This window comes from Periweissella ghanensis (assembly GCF_918814755.1).
Lineage (GTDB): Bacteria > Bacillota > Bacilli > Lactobacillales > Lactobacillaceae > Periweissella > Periweissella ghanensis.
On record NZ_CAKKNT010000033.1, the window covers coordinates 1 to 17,453 of the forward strand.

At 43.4% G+C, this 17,453-nt stretch carries 15 protein-coding genes and 1 rRNA gene; 8 read left to right on the forward strand and 8 right to left on the reverse strand.

Going from position 1 to position 17,453, the window contains the following annotated elements:
- Nucleotides 1–59 (reverse strand): 16S ribosomal RNA (locus LQZ76_RS08845); the annotation flags it as partial.
- A 608-nt stretch (nucleotides 60–667) separates the two neighbouring features.
- On the opposite strand from LQZ76_RS08845, the gene LQZ76_RS08850 reads away from it, so the two are divergent.
- On the forward strand, nucleotides 668–820 hold the full coding sequence (locus LQZ76_RS08850) for a hypothetical protein (protein ID WP_168721768.1): 153 nt from the start codon (nucleotides 668–670) through the stop codon (nucleotides 818–820).
- A gap of 52 nt (nucleotides 821–872) precedes the next feature.
- Here LQZ76_RS08850 and LQZ76_RS08855 read toward each other — a convergent pair whose 3' ends face one another.
- Nucleotides 873–1,787, reverse strand: coding sequence for an NADP-dependent oxidoreductase (locus tag LQZ76_RS08855; protein WP_230099362.1), 915 nt, complete (start codon nucleotides 1,785–1,787; stop codon nucleotides 873–875).
- A 20-nt stretch (nucleotides 1,788–1,807) separates the two neighbouring features.
- Entirely contained in the window at nucleotides 1,808–2,134 is a 327-nt protein-coding gene (locus LQZ76_RS08860; protein WP_230099363.1) for a hypothetical protein, read from the reverse strand.
- 103 nt (nucleotides 2,135–2,237) lie between these two features.
- Here LQZ76_RS08860 and LQZ76_RS08865 point away from each other — a divergent pair, with 103 nt between their 5' ends.
- The 3 genes from LQZ76_RS08865 (at nucleotide 2,238) to LQZ76_RS08875 (ending at nucleotide 6,386) form a co-directional block, all read left to right on the forward strand.
- Nucleotides 2,238–2,873: an NAD(P)H-hydrate epimerase gene (locus LQZ76_RS08865; RefSeq protein WP_284706040.1), complete on the forward strand. Its 636-nt coding sequence runs from the start codon at nucleotides 2,238–2,240 to the stop codon at nucleotides 2,871–2,873.
- Between the two features lie 33 nt (nucleotides 2,874–2,906).
- The gene (locus LQZ76_RS08870) at nucleotides 2,907–4,769 is read left to right on the forward strand and encodes an FAD/NAD(P)-binding protein (protein ID WP_230099364.1); all 1,863 of its coding nucleotides are present in this window, start codon (nucleotides 2,907–2,909) and stop codon (nucleotides 4,767–4,769) included.
- Between the two features lie 228 nt (nucleotides 4,770–4,997).
- Nucleotides 4,998–6,386, forward strand: coding sequence for a methyl-accepting chemotaxis protein (locus tag LQZ76_RS08875; protein ID WP_230099365.1), 1,389 nt, complete (start codon nucleotides 4,998–5,000; stop codon nucleotides 6,384–6,386).
- A gap of 180 nt (nucleotides 6,387–6,566) precedes the next feature.
- Here the strand turns inward: LQZ76_RS08875 and LQZ76_RS08880 are convergent, their stop codons facing one another.
- Nucleotides 6,567–7,466, reverse strand: a complete 900-nt coding sequence (locus tag LQZ76_RS08880; RefSeq protein WP_230099366.1) for an alpha/beta hydrolase — start codon at nucleotides 7,464–7,466, stop codon at nucleotides 6,567–6,569.
- A 136-nt stretch (nucleotides 7,467–7,602) separates the two neighbouring features.
- On the opposite strand from LQZ76_RS08880, the gene LQZ76_RS08885 reads away from it, so the two are divergent.
- Both LQZ76_RS08885 and LQZ76_RS08890 read left to right on the forward strand, forming a co-directional pair.
- Nucleotides 7,603–8,859, forward strand: coding sequence for a hypothetical protein (locus tag LQZ76_RS08885; protein ID WP_230099367.1), 1,257 nt, complete (start codon nucleotides 7,603–7,605; stop codon nucleotides 8,857–8,859).
- 390 nt (nucleotides 8,860–9,249) lie between these two features.
- Nucleotides 9,250–9,885: a DUF4097 family beta strand repeat-containing protein gene (locus LQZ76_RS08890; RefSeq protein ID WP_230099368.1), complete on the forward strand. Its 636-nt coding sequence runs from the start codon at nucleotides 9,250–9,252 to the stop codon at nucleotides 9,883–9,885.
- A gap of 52 nt (nucleotides 9,886–9,937) precedes the next feature.
- Here the strand turns inward: LQZ76_RS08890 and LQZ76_RS08895 are convergent, their stop codons facing one another.
- Genes LQZ76_RS08895 through LQZ76_RS08910 form a run of 4 tightly spaced genes read right to left on the reverse strand, consistent with a single transcriptional unit; the run spans nucleotide 9,938 to nucleotide 13,127 of the window.
- On the reverse strand, nucleotides 9,938–10,573 hold the full coding sequence (locus LQZ76_RS08895) for an ABC transporter ATP-binding protein (RefSeq protein ID WP_230099369.1): 636 nt from the start codon (nucleotides 10,571–10,573) through the stop codon (nucleotides 9,938–9,940).
- Nucleotides 10,567–11,466 (reverse strand): iron chelate uptake ABC transporter family permease subunit, encoded by a 900-nt coding sequence (locus tag LQZ76_RS08900; protein WP_230099370.1) that lies wholly within the window; start codon nucleotides 11,464–11,466, stop codon nucleotides 10,567–10,569. The genes LQZ76_RS08895 and LQZ76_RS08900 overlap by 7 nt, the downstream gene beginning before the upstream one ends.
- Nucleotides 11,463–12,329, reverse strand: a complete 867-nt coding sequence (locus LQZ76_RS08905; protein ID WP_230099371.1) for an ABC transporter substrate-binding protein — start codon at nucleotides 12,327–12,329, stop codon at nucleotides 11,463–11,465. The genes LQZ76_RS08900 and LQZ76_RS08905 overlap by 4 nt, the downstream gene beginning before the upstream one ends.
- 12 nt (nucleotides 12,330–12,341) lie before the next feature.
- Nucleotides 12,342–13,127: an NEAT domain-containing protein gene (locus LQZ76_RS08910; protein WP_230099372.1), complete on the reverse strand. Its 786-nt coding sequence runs from the start codon at nucleotides 13,125–13,127 to the stop codon at nucleotides 12,342–12,344.
- A 145-nt stretch (nucleotides 13,128–13,272) separates the two neighbouring features.
- Between LQZ76_RS08910 and LQZ76_RS08915 the strand changes: the two genes are divergently transcribed.
- Together LQZ76_RS08915 and LQZ76_RS08920 are read left to right on the forward strand one after the other, a co-directional pair.
- Nucleotides 13,273–15,948 (forward strand): leucine-rich repeat domain-containing protein, encoded by a 2,676-nt coding sequence (locus LQZ76_RS08915; RefSeq protein ID WP_230099373.1) that lies wholly within the window; start codon nucleotides 13,273–13,275, stop codon nucleotides 15,946–15,948.
- Nucleotides 15,949–16,112: 164 nt separating this feature from the next.
- Entirely contained in the window at nucleotides 16,113–17,249 is a 1,137-nt protein-coding gene (locus LQZ76_RS08920) for an FRG domain-containing protein (RefSeq protein WP_230099374.1), read from the forward strand.
- Nucleotides 17,250–17,453: the final 204 nt, after the last annotated feature.

Here is a 17,453-nt window from a genome sequence, read left to right on the forward strand (position 1 = left end):
TGCATGTATTAGGCACGCCGCCAGCGTTCATCCTGAGCCAGGATCAAACTCTCATTTTAAAAATGATGTCTGTTGACTCATTTGTTATCCGCTTCAAACGTCGGGGAGACGCTTGAAGCATAATTTACTAGCGAAATTGACATTCGCAAATTTGTTTAACTCTGAAATCTAGTTTCAAAGTACTTACACATTTGATTGTCAAAACTTTATTCAGTTTTCAAAGATCTACGTTTGCGCTTCGTGATGAAGCAACATCTAATTACTATACTCGCTTTAATTAAATAAGTCAACAACTTTTTTAAATTAATTTCGAAGTAGTTATTTAAATGTAATTGTCATTCGTTTAGCTGTTTTGCAACTGCCTTACGAGACAACTTAAATATCATATAACAGAATTATAACCTGCGCAAGCACTTTTTAAAAATAATTTGCTCAAAGTCATAATCTAACGAGTAAAAGTTACTTTACTTCATTATATAAACACTAAAGCCTAACTTACGCAAATAATTGGTTTGGCGTTTAAACCCTCGTAACATCCCCTATTAAAATCACAAAATGGCATAGATTTCAATAACCTTTTTGATATTTAATTGGTTTATTACTTGTACAAACGCCTTAGATACGTTAAAATAATTCGGTAGTACATTCACGAGAGGAGACATTAATCATGGCACAACGTAAACCATACAACTCATGGGCAGGCACACGTCCCGTTGCTCCTGCTAACGATACTGCTAAAGCAAAGCGTCGCGCAGAAGTTGACGCAATCGCAGCTTGGGCTAAAGGTAAGGGCGACCTTCCTACTAAAGACGCTAAGTAATTAGTCGTTAATAAAAACCGGTAACGAATTATCGTTGCCGGTTTTTTTCTGTCTATTCATATACTAATACATATTTACGATCGTAATGCCCCGCCCCAACTAATTCATGACCGACGCGCACATTTGCTAATGTCATCGGTACGACTTCCATTGGTGGTAACTGTAAGACACCATTCACAATCATATTCAAGAGAGCTTCTAAGTCCGCCCCAGAACTCGTTAAGAACTCTTGGGTTGCGGTAATATCGGTACGGCCAGTATTAGGTTCATCAACAATTGATACGAGCTTCCCACCTGGTTTAACCACGGCTAATGAAGCTTTTAACGTTTTACCACCAATTGTATCTAATACTAGATCAAATGCGATGCCTAAATCAGCTAATTGCGTTTGGGTGTAATCAATCGCGGTAAGGTCAGCTAATTTATTTAACTTAGCGACGTTGGCGGTACTAGCGGTCGTGTATACTTTAGCCCCCGTATTTTGGGCAAGTTGAATGGCGATCTGACCAACATTACCCATCCCCCCATGAATCAAAATCGTTTGGTTGGGCATTGGTTGCAAGTAGTGGCGAATCATTTGGTACGCCGTTTGACCAGAAACCGCCAGACTAACGGCTTGGGCATAACTCATTTCAGCTGGAATGCGGGCTAATTCGCGTTGGTTAACTGGTACATACTCACCATACGTTTTTAAATACCGCGATGCGACTACCCGTTCACCAATATGGTAACCCGTCACCGCATCCCCAACGGCAACAATCTCACCAGCCACACTCGAACCAGGAATAACTGGTAAGGCATGACCATCTGTTTGCCCGGCACAAAAGGCGACATCGTATGGTTCAATTGCAATGGCACACTGGCGGACTAAAACTTGCTTGGGTGAAATCGTTGGTTCCGGCGTACTTAATTCAACTAAATGCGCTAAGTCACCAAATTCGCGTAATACATATGCTTCCATTTCCATGATTGACCTCCAGGATCTATCTACCGCCCTAAAATTTTAATCGCTTCTCGTTCCAACATGTCCCATAAGAATGGGCCTTGCGTTTCAAAGGCGGTGACAAAATTAAATTGCGCGTTGGTAATCGTGCCAACTTCTTGTTTCATAAAGTCAGTTACAACAAAGTCATCCCCGACTTGCCGCACCGTGTAGTAATGCCCTTCAAGCTTTTCATCAAAAATCGCTTGGAGCCCTCGTAACATTGTGTCCATCACTAATAATGGAACCGTCGTTGGCGTACCTTGAGCATCCAAATACGCGAGTTGTTCCATTAATTCCGGCATATCAGCGGCAATCAGATCTTTATCCATCTTAATTAATTCTACCTTTATTGTTTTTACTTACTTTATTTCATTGTATAATAATAACCGAATTGATTCTAGAAATAATAACGAAGAAGTAGAGGTGAGCATTTTGGAACCAACTGTAGTAACAGCTCAACAGATGCAAGCTTACGACAAATATACAATCGAAACAATCGGGATGCCCAGCGCGGTATTGATGGAACGGGCAGCCTTATCAGTCATTGCCACCATTGCCGCCGGGGGCTTTGATTTATCACGTGTCCTAATTGTTGCCGGTACTGGTAATAATGGGGGTGATGGCTTGGCAATTGCCCGGCTCCTTCACCTTAAAGGCATCGATGTCAAAGTCTTGCTCTTAGGTGATGAACGCAAATTATCAAAAGCTAACAAAGAGCAATTGGCAATTTGTCGCAAATACCAAGTCAAAATTGGCCACTCAATCAAAGATTTCCGTGATTACACACTTATTATCGACGCCCTCTTTGGGATTGGTTTGACGCGTGATATCACTGGTAAGTTATCCGAAGCCGTTAAGAAAATTAACGCTTCTAATCAACCAGTTGTGGCGGTCGATATTCCATCCGGATTAGACGCGACCACTGGTAAGATTTTAGGATCAGCGATTCGGGCCAATACCACGATTACGTTTGGATATTTGAAAGTCGGCTTGACCGTCGGTGACGCCAGCAAACGGGTTGGTAAAGTCATCGTCAAAGATATTGGGATTTATGCCCCAGAATTTTAAGCGATTTTGCAAATTAGGAGAGTACCAAACATTATGAAGACAATTCTCGTCGGTGCGGGGCCCCGGAGCCTCATCTTAGCCGAGCGTCTAATCAGCAACTATGAGCACGAGGCCACTGCCGATAGCTTAAGCATTCAGCTAATTGACCCCTATGCCATTGGGGGCCGGGTCTGGCGCATCGATCAAAATCCACTATTTTTAATGAACAGTGCGATTCAACAATTAACCTTTTTCACAGATGAGGCCGTTGCGATGGCTGGTCCTGTCCACAATGGACCTAACTTCTATGAATGGGTCCAAACCGAAGCACCCGCTTACCTTGCCGCTCATGCGGATCAAGGGACCGCTAGTTACTTTTTGAACCACTTAAATGATCTAACGTTAAACAGCTACCCAAGCCGGGCCTTGTTAAACTTCTATGCCAACTGGTATTACGAGCAACTACAAACGCGGGCCCAAGCAGCGGGGATTGAATTAACGTACACCCAAGCGGAAGTAACGGATATTCATAACGACCAACCGCCTTACACGGTGGTGACTAATGTTGGTGACTTCACAGCAGACCATGTCGTCATGGCGCTTGGCCACTCAAGTAACCGGCCCACGCCTGAAGAAGCCCAATTAGCGGCGTTTGCAGCTGAACATAACCTCAACTACATTCAAGCCCAACACCCGGCTGAAGCGGATTTAAGCACAATTCCAGCTGGTGAAGCGGTCGTGATTCGTGGTTTAGGCTTAAGCTTCTTTGACTACATGATTCAATTGACCGTCCAACGTGGGGGCCATTTTGAACCAACCAGTGCCGGCACATTGCGGTACCATGCCAGTGGCTTAGAACCGCATATTATTGCCGGTTCGCGCAGTGGATTACCATTACACGCCAAAGGAATTAACCAAAAAACACAAGGTACGCGTTACCGGACGCACTTCTTAACGGAAGCCAAACTCGCGGAATTAACTGCCAATGGTCAACAAACTGTGCCCTATGCGACTTTCAAAGCGTTGTTTGTCGCTGAAATGGAATATGTTTACTACACCAACTTGGCCAAAGAACGGGCTTGGGATGTCACGGCTTTAGCGGCCCAATTAGTTAACAGCACCGATTTAAATGCGACGGCCCTTGAATTTGGCTTTGCTGCTAGTGATTTGTTTGACTTAACAAAAGTTACCCACCCCTTTGGGACTGAAGATGAAACAACAACCGACTATGAAACGTTAATCGAACGCTACTTAGCCTTTGATATTGAAGATGCCGGTAAAGGTAATCTCGATGCCCCATTGACGGCCGCGTTTGACTTAATTCGCGATATCCGCGATAACATTCGGATTCTAATTGAAGGTAACGGGTTTACTAACGATGACCGCAAAAAGTTCCTCACCGAGTTCAATGCCCTCTCAAGCTTGATCTCAGTTGGACCACCGCGGATTCGGATTCAACAAATGCTTGCTTTAATTGAAGCTGGCATTCTAGAAGCCGCACCAGCGGGGTTAAAGGTTGGTATTACCGCTGATAAGTTCTTTGTCTCAACGGATAATCCGAATTACGAGTATATTGTTACAAACTTAGTGGAAGCCCGGCTTGGTGCGATTGATTTACACCGGAGTATAAATCCACTGGAAGCAAACTTGCGTGATGCAGGCGTGATGACTAGTGCGAGTTACTTACTAGCTGATCAATCAGTTTACTCAACTGGGGCCTTAATTGTTGACCGCCAAACATTTGAATTGATCACCAGTACTGGTCAGCGGATGGCTGGGTTACATGCTTATGGGGTTCCAACTGAAAAATACATGTGGTTCACCACTTCCCTTCCACGCCCATATGGAAATGACCGGATGTTACGCGATGCTGATAACATTGCCCGGACCATTTTGACCGCTGTGGAAGTTTGCTAATTTAAATCATCCAAAGATACCTCGTCTGAATTCAACTAATTCGGTCGGGGTATTTATTTGCCCAAAATTTCGCAAATTTACGAGCGTATTATTTGCATAAAACTTTAATTAAGTTTAATCTATATTTGTTTAATGAAATAGATTGTCTAATTAATAGCTATTTTATTTAAATATAATACTTATTTTTATTATAAACAGACATTTAGAACATAAATTGGGGGAACAATTATGTTAACAAATTCAGGGAACAGTATTGTTAAAGCTAAAATGGGGCAATTTGTCGTTGGGATGACCGTTGCCATGATCGTGTTAGTCGGGGCGGGCTATCTTGTCATGCATGCGATGTTGGCTAAAGCCGGGGTCACTGCCAATGTCAATGCCCAAGCAACCGGCATGTACTGGGGGATCTGTTTGAGTATTTTAGCCGTCATTGTCATCGGCTTAACCATCGCGGTACGCTATGCGGGTATGAGTGCCCTAATCTTTACACGCTTCTTTTCAAATTTATATACCGAAATCGCCAACGGCCATTTAAAAAAGATTCGGCCATTTACCGATGCTGAAAAGCAAGCACATAGTAAACACGTCCAAAAAATTGCGACGTTAATGTTGCCTGATGCGCATGGTAATGAAATGGCACGCATGAGTTACAACTTTAATATGATGTTAGCCACCATCGATAAAACGATTCGTGAAGTTCAAAGCGAAAGTCAAAACTTGGCCAACGATGCGACCGAATTATTGAGCTTATCACACAAAACGAACGCTTCAACTGATGACGTGGCCCACACGATTACTGCAATTGCCGAAGTTACTGGCAGCCAAGCACAAGATACTGAAAAGAGTGTCGCCCAAGTGCGGGACTTATCCGAAGTTGTCAGCGAATTAAAACAACTCGTAACGCTGATGAGTGATAAATCTAACCAATCAGCCCGTTTAAACAAAAATAATTTATCATTAACCAAAAGTGTTGAAGCTAATTGGGAAAAAGAGTTACAAAACATGCAAACCCTTTTAGACAAGGTCAGCGCGATGAATAATAGTATCCAAGATATCAGCCAAATCATTAACGTGATTAACGGCATCTCACAACAAACTAACTTACTCGCCTTAAACGCCTCAATTGAAGCCGCTAGTGCCGGCAAAGCGGGTGAAGGGTTCGCGGTCGTGGCTGCTGAAATTCGCACGCTAGCTGAACAAAGTAAGGCGTCAACCAAAGATATCGTCAAAATCATTACCAAAGTCCAACAACACTCTAGCGAAATGGTCGCACAAACAACCGCGTCCGTTAAAGGTGGTGAAAAGCAATCGGCCTTGATTGCTGAAGCGATTACTTCTACAAATCAAGTCTTTGAAAATAACACCGCCTTGATTGATAAAATCGATACCATCGAACAATTAAGTAGCAAAATCAACGTCATTCAAAACGCCGTGCTCACTAATTTGGAAAATATTTCAGCCGCCACGGAAGAAAATTCCGCTGGGACCGAGGAAGTATCTGCCAATGCCCACGATGTGCTAGGCACCATGAACAATTTCAGTACTAACGTCGGTAACTTATCAAATATGGCCGACAAGCTTAATAAGTTAAGTAAGCAATTTGTCGTCTTTGAATAACCAATCTAGCGCGTAGTTACAAACCGTTCTAGCAAACCTTTTTTGTTAAACCGCGCTCGTAAAAGCCGATATATTCGAAAAATCCTCTATGAAGAATTTTCTTCATAGAGGATTTTTAGTGTATTTCTCGATATCTCCCGACTTCTGTCACAGCTCCTTAGTGTATTGCACAATCGTGGGTTATTTGGTTAAACCCCATGCTTGTAAATGATCGAGCTTCCACGCGACGACGTCATCCCCAGCAAAATCAGCCGGACCGTGATCACCATCTTGGACCCACCAACAAGCAACTTGGTCGGCGGGCAAGACTTGTAAGGCGGCAACCGCTAAGTTTTGACTTTGTAAAACGGGCACCACATGGTCATCGTTGCCGGCCAAAATCAACATCGGTGGCATCCCCGCTACAAAATACGTGGCGGGATTATATTCAGCCACTAAATCCGGCACCGTTTTGGGCGCTTGTTGATCAAACATTTGCCCTTCAAACGAATTTGCCGCCCCGGTTTCGGGGAATTTTGGTGTGAGACCCAAGACCTTAAATTGGTCAGGCATTACATCCATTTGGTACGGACCGTATGACGCCATCACCGCTTGGACGGTTTCTGGTTGCTCAGGATATTTTCCAAACGTCACATCGCGCATCGTATTTTGATGGGCTGTCACCGCAGTTAAAACCGCCAAGTGGGCCCCAGATGATTCACCACTTAAAATAATGCGTTGCGGATCAATTTGGTATTCAGCGGCATGGGCACGTACCCAACGAATAACGGCTTTGATTTCATGAATTTGGGTGGGGAATGGTTGTTGCCAAATTAATGAGTAATCCGGACTAACCACGACAAACCCTGCTTTTGTAAGTTTAAGGGAGTTTTGTAACTTAAATGAACTTTTATCACCAAAATATAGACCACCACCATAAATATCGATGATAACTGGTCGTAAGCCACTGGTAGCTTGCTTTGGTTGGTAAATATCTAACGTATGCCGCGCACCGGTCATATAGGCAATGTCTGGCGTCACGGTCACATCATCAGGGACGATTACCGGGGCAAATTCGTATGGTTTTTCAATAAATAGCATAAGCTCCTCCAAAGTTTTATTAATGCCCATAGTATCGCATTTTACTGGAAATTAAAAATTATAATTTTCTAAGAAATAACCGATTAATTCAAGTATAATAAGAATTAAATATTAATCGGAAGTTTAAGGAGATCATATGTTAGCTAATTTTTTTGAGACTGTCCAAGCAGCCCAACTAACGAAAGAACTGCAACAATTAGAATACCAGGTCCAAGTCCGGCATCAAGTTATTAACCAAGCTGGTGAAATTTTGACCCCTGTCCTCAACGATTGGCAACTAACTGATCATCCGAGTGTCCAGATCGATGCAGCCAGTGACCAAGTGATTTTAACCACCAAATTCCATCCGCAAATTGATGGGGTGTTAGATGAACTGACATTGTTAGCCGATGCGGTTGAAACTAGCTTAGACGCCAACCAATTAACGTGGCCCTACGCAATGCCATCACGCTTGACTAACCCTGCCCACTTGGCTTTAGCACAAACTGCCCCCACGCAATTAATTAACCGAGCTGCTGTCAGCATTAAGTTCAATCCCTTATTGTTGATGCAACTTTACACACGTGCTTACCACACCGAATATGCTGACCAAGCGAGTTTTAATGCCGCAGTGGTCCAAAAAGTTAGTGACCGCCTCCACATGTATCAATGGTTCATTACGTACATGTTTGGCAACTCACCCTTTGTGCCTGAAGGTTTTGGGGCAGCAAATGAAATTGGTTGCCGTAGCATTGCCGGTACGCTTTGGCATTTACAACAACGCCCAGCCTTTACGATGACGCATGATGAACGTGGCTTAGCTAATGGGATTACCTTTGAAAACATCGAGTTAGACGGCCAATCATTAACCGGCGTTGCTAGCACGACGTTGGATTTCCTCGCCCTCTTCACGTTATTCTGCCTTACATTACCAAACGATGACCCGAGTGCTGATGAATTAGCTGGCGCCCAAGAATTAAACGCCTATGTCGCTAGTGAAGAAGCCGCCACCCACACTTTAGCCCAAGAAGGAGCTGCCGCGATCTTAAATGCGGTGACGCGCTTTGCAACGGATTTGAACTTTAATACCCGCTCAACTACCGTATTAAACTTATTGCGCAGTCGGATTGAAGATGCCCACCAAACACCAGCCGCCGAACTCGCTAAGCAAGGCTTTAACGGTTCAATCTTAAGTTATGGCCGCCAACAGGCTGATGATTTGAAAGCGGCGTGGTTGGCTGATAACGCTCTTCTACCTTCATTGGCTGACTTGGTGCCATTACAACAGACCACGGTGTATAACTTAATCAAAGCCGGCGAGCCGTTTGAATTAATGCCAAGCCATACGTTGGTGTATGATGGGGGTATGTATCCGGCGAGTGTTTCTTGGCCAGAGTGCGAGAACAACCGGTAGGCAGTGAGTACTAACGAAAATCACTGATTATGCGGGTTTGGCATCGTTAGTGATTTAAAGTTAGGCGGAACTGGCTGGTTGTTCGAGCACGTTTTGAAAGAGTGCGAGTAGCCCCGGGTAAAGAACGAGCACTACTGACAATTAGCGAAAGATACGGTCTTGGTATCTTATCTAATTGGTGGTAGGCACAGGGCTTTGGGGCTACGAGCACGTTTTGAAAGAGTGTGAGTAGGTGCGCTAAGCGACGTAGTATACTAGCAATAGCCAATGACTTGGGCTTTGAGTCAGTAGGATATTTCGTATATGCTTAGGCGCTTGCACCTTCGAGCACGTTTTGGCCCCACTGCCTCTCCACTACCTCCCCCTCATCAATTCAGAAAGGATTATTTTATGCTAACCACAAAACGCAGAAATACGACCATGGTCATCTTCCTTATCTCGTGTATTGTTCTGGGAATTGGCTTTTATTTTTATCGCGCACAAAGTAATTTGACGCATTATCAAGTAGATATTCCAACTAATGATGCGGTGCAAAACATTAAATTAGCATCCGGCGGTAACGACATTAATATCAGTTTCGCCAACACCGGCACGAGCACCATCAAATTAGATGCCTACGTGACCCCCGCCTTTATCAAGCAAGATGAAATTATCCAAAAGCAAGCCGATGCGTTGAATCTTAATTTCAATAACTCGCAAGGTCACCGGCTTTTCAACGCTAAAAAGGCCCGGCACACCGTTAACCTCGCCATTCCAATTACGGCCGCCACAAAGCTAAAAACCGTGATCCTTAATTCCAATGGCGGTAACGTGCATCTCAGCAATATTAGTCAACCGCACACGGTTATCATTAATTCCAATGGTGGTAATGTATATTTGACTAATCAAGATGCGTTGGCGCTTAACCTCAACATTGTCACCGATGGCGGTAAAAATGCGTTTGCTGATAACGGCCGTGGTAATGTTAATAATGGTGGTAAATTAATTATTAACACACACGGCGGTGACGTTATCCGCAGTAAATAGTTCTAAATAAAAAGAGTTCAGAAAAAATATTTTCTGAACTCTTTTTATTTGTTTAAATCCGAAAAATAACCTCACCACTCACCGTCTGATCAACGACGACTGGGGTCGCAAAAGCCGCTGTTAAGGTTGAGGCGGTCATAATCGTTGCCGGCTGGCCAATGGTAATTTCACCAGCGGTAAATAACCAGACCCACTCAGCAATTTGATAGGCATAATTCAAATCATGCACAACAACTAAAATTGTCGCGGATAACTGCGGCAACAAATCCAAAACCCGTTTTTGATACCGTAAATCCAAGGCATTTAGGGGTTCATCTAATAAAATTACCGGCGCATTTTGGAGTAAAACAAAGGCTAACCAGACCCGTTGTTGTTGGCCACCAGATAATTGACTGACATCTTGGGCTAATAATGGCGTTAACTCGAGTTCGGCAACGACATCGACCGCAATCGGTGTTACTGCCCGTTGTTGCCCTATTGCTAGTAAATCACCAACCGTCAACGCATCATAACTTTGATTGTGTTGCGGCAAATAGGCACAGTCCGGAATTTGAGTCGCCAGCTGAGCAAGCAACGTTGACTTCCCACTCCCATTGGGCCCTAACAACACCGTAATTTGCTGGTCGGGTAACGGGGCTTCCGATAACGTTAACAAATCACGTGGCAACGTAATATTTTTAATTAACATGGGGCCCGCTTCCATAAAACCAATAGTAGCGGGGCGGTTAATAACATCAACACGGCGCCCGTTGGTAATTCAACCGGATAGTGCACGCTATGCGCCAGCAAGTCACTAGTACTTAACATGACTGCGCCGAGTAATCCCGTCACCACTAAGCGACTTTGGGCGGGTTTAACAACCACTTGCGCGATGACTTGGGCGATGATTAAACCAACAAAAAAAGTGGTCCCTAAGACGGCGGTAACTGCCCCGATAAATAACGCGGCTCCCAGTTGCCACAATAAGCTCAAGCGAGTTTCATCAATACCGAGTTGAACGATATGTAATTTTGGGAGGGCAAAATACGTTAACGTGGTCCCGGCAATTTGCCAGATGATAATGCCCACGATGCCGACAATTGCTAGCAACCACGTGTCTTGGACGGTCACATTGGCCAATGACTTCCCGACGAAACCTTGGTTACTCGTCAAAAGCGTGGTAATTGCGTTTAAGACCATCGCCACGCCCAGACCGCCGAGTAATAATTGAAGCGGTTGGCGCAAAATGCGTAACATGCTAGCACGTAAAATTAATAACCACACAACCGCCCACACTGCCCCTGTCAGGACCCGCCATGGGGTCGCCGGCGCAAAGAACACTGCGAGCACGGCATTACCTAATTCAACCCCGCTAGCTAACCCGAGCATGCCACCGTCAACATAGCGATTCCGGAGCGTCGTTTGGAAAATAACGGCACTGGCGGCTAACATCGCGCCGCCAAGGATTGCAAAAATTAAGCGCGGCACCCGCAGTTCCCAGAAAATTTGCGGTGTCGGCCAAGTATGGCCTAATGGTAGAGCTAGTGTGATGCCACTAATCGCTACCAAGCCCGCGACTAACCACCAACTGAGGCGCTTCATTTAGCCGCCTCCAACCATTTTTGAATCTGGGTATAGGCATCCTTAACATGTAAGTTCGCCGTTAAACCAAATTCCGGGGCGGCGGCATCATAGACATGGTGGTGCTGGGTAGCCGCTAAATTATTATACGGGGCTTGTTTGAAAGTTTCGACAAAGTTAGCTTGTACACTTGCCGGCATCGCATGGGCAAAGCGAATCACGACATCCGGATTAAGTTGGGCAATCGTTTGCGGATTAGCCGGGGCGTACATACTATTAGGATCACCGGCGACCACCGTACCCCCAGCCCGCGTGACCAAATCACCAACATAACTATGCTGGTTGGCCACTAAAAAGGCCCCACCTGGCATCCCCATCAAAATTAAGACTTTAACCCCTTTGGCGGCGTGTGTTTTGGGCAAAGTAATTTGCTGTAATAATTTTTCAGCCGCCCCTTGTTCATGATACGTGGCCCCTAATTGCGTAATGCTTTGGCGCATGTGGGCATAATCATTAAAATTCAAAATGTGCATCGGCGTGTGTTGTTGCTTTAATTTAGCCGTGTAATCATCGGCAACCGCTTGATCGACATAGACGACACTTGGATTAATTTTGCTAATTTGTTCAAAGTTAATGCTCGTATGATTACCAACTTTGGGTAAATCCCGATCAGCGGCCGGTAAGGTTTCCGTGGTTGACGGTACGCCGGCCACGGCCACGCCGAGGCGATCTAAAATTTCGGCTTGGGCGACGGTGGTTGCGACTGGTTTAGCGCCAGTTGTTGCACTTGAGCGTGTTAATTGCCACACCGCGCCACCCGCTAGTAAGCCGACTAATACGAGACTACTAAAAATAATTTTTTTATTGCGCATTGTTTTTCCCATCTATTGGCTAGGTTAGTGTTTTTTAAGTAACGTCAATAAGCCAATTAAAATACCACCACCAGCAACCCCACCAAGAGCATACATCCAAATCGAACCATGTAAAAATGAATCGGCGGCCGGGCGGCTTGACTTAACGGTAGCAACTGACTGGGCCACCGCGCTACTGCTACTTTGTGAAGTTTTATTCACAAGGCCACTACTGCTAGTGTTAGCACTACTACTTTGTGAAGAACCGCTCTTGTCAACAGAACTGCTAACGCTACTACTACTTGCTTGGCTGCTGGCTGCGGCCACACTACTACTTGCCTGACGACTGCTAGTCGCAGCGGAACTGGCACTAGCTTGCGGTGTCGCAGCTGTGCTTAATGCTGGCAAACTGGCAGTATTAAATTTTAAACCAAAGCCATAATCATGGTGATAATTCAACGCATCGACATCGACGTGCATGGCGCCATTAACTAAACTCGTTAAATTGGTCGTCACAAAATTAAACGTATAATAATCGGTATTGCCTTGCGTCCGTTTACTAATTGATGGTGTTTGCCCCGCTATGGAGCCAATTGTGACGGGGAAACTGCCCAAATCATGGGTCGTGGCAATTGAAATCGCCACATGATATTGGCCATTAGCAACGGTCACATTGGCCGGATTAACAAAATAGGCACTCGCATATGACTGCTGACTAGCTGATCCATCCTTTAAAATCTCGTACGGAACCGCTTGCGCCCCCGCCAATGAACTGGCACATACCAATGTGATAAGCATGGTCGCCCCAGCAATTATTACTCGTTTAAACACGTTAAATTCTCCTTAGATTGAATTGGTTAAATTGATGTCAAAAGTTTTGTCTAATCAAAAAATTAAATAAACGTTTGTGAACTGTTACTCAATAGTATACAATAACTTAATAGTTACTGACTATTAGAAAGGAATTTTTTTTCAAATGAAAAAATATTATTTGGTTTTGCTCATAACTGCTTTTACTTTAGGAGCCGTCCCGCAAAGCCACGTGCATGCTACCCCAATTGATGATTCAGTTCCGCATACCGACGTTGCCGTTGATACGTGGATGCCGGATAAAAATTTACGTGAAGCCATCCGTGATGCGCTCGGCGATGGCGTTAAATTGACACAAGCCAATATGGCGCAATTGACGCAACTTAATTTAACCGCCGATGACATCAGTAATCTAGACGGTTTACAATATGCAACCAACTTGCAGTCCCTCGATTTAACTGAAAATAGTTACAGCGACCTTACCCCAATTGGGGCCTTACCTAATCTAACTAGTCTTAGTTTACGCTTTAACCATGCCGATAGCATGCCGGATTTAGCCGCCTTGAAAAATCCTAACTTGCAATCACTTAACTTAGGGGGGGACTCTTATGGGGCACAACCGGCCAAGTTAGCGGGCTTAGTTAATTTAACGAAGCTCACCACCTTACAAATGTTTGGGAATAATTTGACGGCGTTACCACCAATTGCCCCCAATGCCCCCCTCACAACCCTTGATGTCTCATTAAATAAAATCACCGATGTTAAAGGTTTAACTAACTACCGTGGCCTCACCAATTTGAGTGTTAATTCTAATAAATTGGCTGATTGGTCACCAATTGCCAAGTTAACTAATTTAACGCAATTAACGGCCGGTAATAACCCGCAAACGAATATTGCAAGCCTAAATACCTTAACCAAGCTCCAAATTTTTAACGCTTCACAACTTGATTTAACTAACCAAGATATCAAAACGTTATTACCAAAAATGCCTAATTTAACGCAATTGGCAATTGATTTTAACGCCCAAATTACTGACATTAGCCCGGTCGCTAAACTTACTAACTTATCAACGTTGGTCTTTAGTAAAGATTCAGTGACGGATTTAACCCCGGTGGCTAATTTAACCAAATTAACGGATTTGGAATTTGGGAACAACCAAGTTAGTGATGTCAGCCCCTTGGCCAAGTTAACTAACTTAACGGATCTCGAATTCCCCCGTAATCAAGTCTTGGATATCAGTCCCTTGCACGCGCTCAATCAACTTGATTACTTCAATGCCAAGTTCCAATTTATCACGCAACCAACCTTACTTTTACCCGCTAAAAGTAGTTTCACAACGAATTTAGCGGCCAAAGATATTGATGGCACGGTGATTCCATTGACGTACGCTAGTGGCACACCGGCTGATTTAAAAGGAATTTTTGTGACTTACGCACCCCAAACAGCCGCCGGTAGCACCAACTTTACGTGGAGCAAGCTTGGCACTAAGAGTGTGACGCGTAACTTTAACGGCACGGTCGTCCAACCATTTGATTTACAAAAAGCCAATTCAGCCGACCAAGCAACGCCGGTGAAATTGCTCGTAACTAAAGGCGATAACCCGAACTTAACTTCGGTGGCCAGTACGTTTATCATGCAACAAGCAACATTAGTGACCCACCCCAACGGCAGCGGGATTTTGAACTTCAAACTCGTAGTGCCAACTAACTATGGTAAAGATGGGGTAATGTTCAAGGATGCTAAGCAAGTCAGCGCCCAAAAAGCCGGTGATAGCTACATTTTGAACTACCAATTACCATTGACGGCCGCGCAAATGAAGGAACCGGCGTTACTTGAAAACATGCACGTTGATATTAATTTTGGGACGTTTGTTTATAACAATATTTACAACGTCTACTTTAAAATCGTGCACAGTACGAACTACGATCCGCAACCACCCGTTGATCCGACTAAGCTACCCTTTGACTTACCAACAAGTCCTAGCAACACCGGTAACCAAGCTAGTCACACTGGGCACACGAGTCCGATTATGAAGCCGCAAGGTCCCTTTAGCATGACTCGTTCCGTCGGCTTGCAAATTTTAAAGGGTGATCAATCGCAATCTGCTTCGGTCGCCAACCAATATATCCAACCAACGGCCACGTTACAAGTCCAACCAAATGGTAGTGGCATGTTGTTGGTTAAAGCGGTGGTGCCACTGGCCTTTGGTCCTAATAGCCTAACGCTCTTGAGTGGTCGCCAAGTGAGTGCGGTCAAGGATGGTAGCAACTACGTGATGACGTATGCCTTACCATTGACGGCCGCGCAATTAAGCGCTCCTGAATTCTTGGAAACAATGCATGTCGACATTAAAGTTGGGAGCTTTATCTACAACCATGTCTACAATGTTTACTTCAAGTTACAAGGTGGCAAAATGCTGCCAACTAATACGCCCGCCAGCTTGATCAATCAAAGCTTCACGAATGCCGCGATTTTCAATGGTGGTAACGTGCCGACTAACTTAAGTGCACTTGCTGGTAATACTGGGATGCCCGTCGTGCCAACAAGTGCGGTAATTGCCGCCGGACAAACGCATGACACGAATGCCGTTAAGCCAGCAGTGGTTAAAGTTGTAACGACTAAACCCGAAGCCCACGCAACTACTGCCAAGCCAGCGCCAGCAAAAACGGCCGCACCGGTTGCCAATAACAGTAACCGTAAATTAGCAGCCGCGGCAACGCAACCACAAGCCGCCCCCGTAAACGTCAGCGGTGATATCAAGAAAGCCAGTGCCTTTGCGGCCGCCCTTCTTGGTGTCGTCGCCGTGTATGGTGGCTGGTACTGGTTCAAGCAACGCAAGTAAGCTGTAATTGAATAGCTAAATAGTGAAATACCCTGCACTCAAATGAGCGCAGGGTATTTTTGTAGAAAAGGTTTTGCTTTAGATTGAATTTATTTTATAATAATTAATGTATTTGTTTTAAAAAGTGTAAATATTATTAAATAAATTAAAAGGAAAGATATTATATGACTGATACTACGCCCGTTAAATCATTAACTGAATTTTTAAAACGTATTGAAGCATTAAAAGAAGGCGATACTAAGTACTATTACCGTGGTGCTGGTCAAAAGTTTGAAAGTACAGAATATACACCATCTCTACTACGTGATGGAAATAAGAGTCTCATAAAAAATGATTACGAGGAAGACTACTTAAACAAATTCTATAATTTACATCCGGAATATAATTCAAGTAGTAACTTTGAACGGTTGGCAATTGCCCAACACAATGGTCTAAAAACCCGTTTGTTAGATATTTCTGAAAACCCACTTGTTTCACTTTACTTTGCGGTTGAAAATGATTCAAATGAAAAAAATGCGATTTTTTATATGTTTACTAACAAAAATAACAAGCTTAAAAATTCAAATAGCGATACTGCACAGTTATTAGCTACATTATCATTTATGAATAGTGACGATCGAAATAAATTAATTGAAAATACAGTTAATTTTGTAAATGATATCGAATCGCTTATTTATTCTGCCTTAAATGAGCCTGTTAATACCAGTCTTAAGGTAGAAATTTATAAGGCATTGTATGCAAAGTATACAAATAAGGCACCTATAAAATTTGAGCCTTTAGATGAAAAAAACTTTGAGCCATTATATGCAGCCTTTAAAAAAGATCTCGATACTCTTTTTAAAACGTTTGAATATCAAAGCTTTTACCATACTGCCGGTACGTACCGTGGGGCGCAATACGATGAAATTTTTGATGTCCGTGATTTGTTCATTCCACACTTTTTAGTACCGCCTGTAGTAGATGAAAAAATTAAGCATCAAAAAGGATTATTTATCCATGTCCCATTTAGTAATAAAACATTTTTAGCCGAAAAGGTCTTAGAATATCATAATGTCGAAAAAATAAATTGTATTTGTAAACCAAAGCCTATTTGTAAAAAAAGATTTATTAAAAATTTATTCAATCCTTTTAAACCTTCTTGTACATGTGTTGCCATGGTAGAGTCAGCATCACTAGTATTTAATATTGACGGGGGCTCTAAAAAAATCATCAAAAAAGAACTCGAAAATATTGGAATTGATAAAGCCTTTGTCTATCCTGATATGAAAGATCAAGCTGATTTTATTAATAAGATGTATTAAAAAAATTGATATCATTTAAAAAGGTTCTACACTATTTGATGTTGATGAGTAAAATCATCGACATCTTTTTTTTGCAAAAAAAATAGGACACCATATGTCCTAGTGCTAAAATTAAGTCGACGAAAACCAAAGAAAGCATAGGTATAAATGATGTCCCATAACAATTGTATTCTACGTTCACTAAATTTAACAGATAAAAATATA